At 65.4% G+C, this 2900-nt stretch carries 4 protein-coding genes; all 4 read right to left on the bottom strand.

Annotation, left to right across the window (positions count from 1 at the left end):
• On the bottom strand, nt 1-313 hold a 313-nt coding region (locus tag V6M49_RS10765; protein WP_332761104.1), incomplete at its 3' end, for an aldolase/citrate lyase family protein.
• A 90-nt stretch (nt 314-403) separates the two neighbouring features.
• Entirely contained in the window at nt 404-826 is a 423-nt protein-coding gene (locus V6M49_RS10760) for an arsenate-mycothiol transferase ArsC (protein WP_332761103.1), read from the bottom strand.
• Complete coding sequence (locus tag V6M49_RS10755) at nt 823-1494, bottom strand: arsenate reductase ArsC (protein WP_141141249.1); 672 nt, start codon at nt 1492-1494, stop codon at nt 823-825. Before V6M49_RS10755 ends, V6M49_RS10760 begins: the two co-directional genes overlap by 4 nt.
• Nucleotides 1495-1546: 52 nt before the next feature.
• Nucleotides 1547-2899, bottom strand: a complete 1353-nt coding sequence (locus tag V6M49_RS10750) for an FAD-dependent oxidoreductase (RefSeq protein WP_332761102.1) — start codon at nt 2897-2899, stop codon at nt 1547-1549.
• Nucleotide 2900: the final 1 nt, after the last annotated feature.

The raw sequence follows: 2900 nt of genomic DNA, 5'->3' as shown, positions 1-2900 counted from the left end.
TCACGCCGAGCAGCCCGGGCGTACCGCGCAGCCCTGCAAGGTCATCGGCCCAGAACGGGCTGGTGGCATCGTTGATGCGGACCCAGGCCTGGCCGCCGCCGCTGAGCCAGTCAATCACGTGTCCGCGCGCCTCGTCCTTTTGCGACGGGTCCACGGCGTCCTCGATGTCCAGGATGATCGAGTCAGCCCGCGAAACAGCCGACAGGTCAAACAGGTCGGTTTTCATGGCGTTGACCAAAAGCCATGAACGGGCGATTTCTGCTGGGATGTTGCGCTTGGCGCGTAATGTCTCGGGGGCGGTGGGTGACGTCATGCTACTACCGTATCTGCCCGGGCACCGCCAGCGCTAAGCCATGGCGCCGGACGTGCCGAACAATACAGATACGACCGGGATACGGCGGGCTCAGTTCCCTGTGAGTTCCGCATGAAGCTTGCGGACGCGGGCGTTGATGTCGTCGCGGACGAGGCGCATGCGCTCCGTGCCTTCGATGCCCCGGGTGGAAGGTTCGTCGGTTTCCCAGATTTCGAAGCGGGTGCCTTCGCGGGGTTCGAGCTTTGCTTCGGTGCCCAGGACGATCACGATGTCGACGGTGTCAAGCACTTCGTCTGTGACGGGCTTAGGGTGTTCCCCCGAAATGTCGATGCCGAGTTCGTTCAGGGATTCCACAGCCTCGTTGTTCAGGCAGCTGCCCGGCTTGGTGCCTGCCGAATAAACGGTGACCCCTTCGCCGGCGAGGTCCCGCATGAGACCGGCCGCCAGCTGGGACTTCCCGCCGTTCTTGCTGCAGACGAACAGGATGCCGGGAGTCTTGGTGCTTTCGGTCATGAGTGGGTGTCTTCTTTCTGTTGTGCGGTCAGGAGTGAGCCGACGAGGGTTTTGATGCGGGCGTGGATTTCGTCACGGATTTCCCGGACGGTCTCCAGGGAATGTCCGGCGGGGTCGGTGAGGTCCCAGTCTTCATAGCGTTTCCCGGGGTAGATGGGGCAGGAGTCCCCGCAGCCCATCGTGATGACGACATCGGATGCCCGCACGACGTCGTCCGTGAGTGGCTTCGGATAGTCCTTGCCCAGGTCCAAGCCCATTTCGGACATTACAGTCACAACCGTTGGATCCAGCTCAGCCGCCGGCATGGAGCCTGCCGACCGGACGCGGATCCTGCCCTTGGCTTCAACAGTGAGCAGCGCGGCAGCCATCTGAGACCTCCCGGCGTTCTGCACGCAAACGAACAGGACCTCCGGGACCTCGGAGACCACCGTCCCTTTGGATTTGGCCAGGGCGGCCAGCCGGTCGTTGGCGAAGTGTTCCGTGGTGGCAGGCAGGTAGGCGCTGATCTTCGCTGTCCGGGCCAAGGCCGTGTAGGACTCGAAGACGTAGCGTTCGACGGTCTCGACGGCGAACACCCCGGTGAAACGCTCGGCGAGGCGTTCGCTGATCCGGTGCAGGATTTCAGTGTTGTCCTGCAATCCCAGCGTCGTTTTCTGGTGTTCGGTCATGGCAGTACTCCCTTGGCGTGCGTCCGGAACGGTGCGTCGTGGTCTGTTGTGGTCAGTGTTCCCCGGAGCGGCCGTGAGCCAGCCCGGTGGGGAATCCAACGAGGACCGGTTCCGGGGCGGCGCAACAGCCGCTCTCCGCCGATCCGTCAGTGTCTGCTGTTGAGGCCGCGGGGACGTCGCAGCTGGTGCCGGCGTCTGTGGAGCAAACCCCGGTTTCGGGCAGTTCAAGGTGGACAGTGTCCGCCCCGGCCTGGTCGCCGGCGAGGGCCGCGGCGACGGACCTGACCTGTTCGTAACCGGTGGCCAGCAGGAACGTCGGGGCACGGCCGTAGGACTTCATGCCGACGATATAGAAGTCCTTCTCCGGGTGGGCGAGCATCTTGGCGCCGTGCGGCTGGACAGTGCCGCAGGAGTGGAATTCGGGGTCGATCAAAGGGCCCAGCTCGACGGGTGCTTCGACAGCGGGGTCAAGGTTGAGCCGGAGTTCGTGCAGGATGACCAGGTCCGGCCGGAAGCCCGTGCAGGGGACGATGATGTCCGCTTCCAGAGTGCGTCCGTCGACTGCTTCTACGGTGACGCCGGAATCCAGTGTTTTGAGGGCAGCGATCCCGAAGCCGGTGTGCAGTTCGATGGTTCCGGCCTCCACGAGCCGCCGGAGCCTGGCGCCTAGTTGGCCGCGGGCGGGCAGGCCGTCGGCGTCGCCGCCTCCGTAGGCCTTGTCAGCGGATGCTCCGCGCACGGCCCACAGGATGGTGGTTCCGGGTTCGTCCTTGGCGAGGTCTGCCAGATTGATCAGGGTGTTCGCGGCCGAGTGCCCGGCGCCCACGACCAGGACGCGGCGGCCCGCGAAGGAGGCGCGGTCCCGTCCTGCAACGTCCGGCAGCGGAGAGGAGATATTGTCGTCGGCCGTGTCTTCGCCGATGGCGGGCAGGCCGGAGGTTCCAAGCGGGTTGCGGGTGGACCACGTGCCGGAGGCGTCAATGACGGCCGCCACGGTGTGGTCACGGATTTCACCGCCGTCGTGTTCGACCCGGACGGTGAAAGGGGTGGCGTCACGGTCCCGGACGTGGGTTTTGTCCATGCCCTGGCGTGTAACGGCAATGACGCGTGCGCTGGTCTGGAGCCGGGAGGAGATCTCCGGGGTTGCAGCCAGCGGGGCGAGGTAATTGTCGATCAGTTCCCCGCCGTAAGGCAGTGCCGTCAGGCGAGGGGTTTCCCAGCCGGCGTCCTCCAGCAAACGCACGGCCGCGGCGTCGAGGTTGAACCGCCAGGGTGAGAACAGACGGATGTGGCGCCACTGTTCGATGGCGGATCCCGCCGTCGGGCCTGCCTCGAAGATCAGCGGCTCGAGGCCGCGTTCGAGCAGGTGGGCTGCGGTAGCAAGACCGACGGGGCCGGCGCCGATG

This window comes from Pseudarthrobacter sp. (assembly GCF_036675385.1).
Taxonomy (GTDB): Bacteria; Actinomycetota; Actinomycetes; order Actinomycetales; family Micrococcaceae; genus Arthrobacter.
This window is presented reverse-complemented; position numbering and strand designations above follow the sequence as displayed.

Excerpts from the sequence above, each read along its gene's own strand:
- V6M49_RS10760 (WP_332761103.1), bottom strand. The coding sequence starts at position 826 with ATGACCGAAAGCACCAAGACTCCCGGCATCCTGTTCGTCTGCAGCAAG.
- V6M49_RS10755 (WP_141141249.1), bottom strand. The coding sequence starts at position 1,494 with ATGACCGAACACCAGAAAACGACGCTGGGATTGCAGGACAACACTGAA.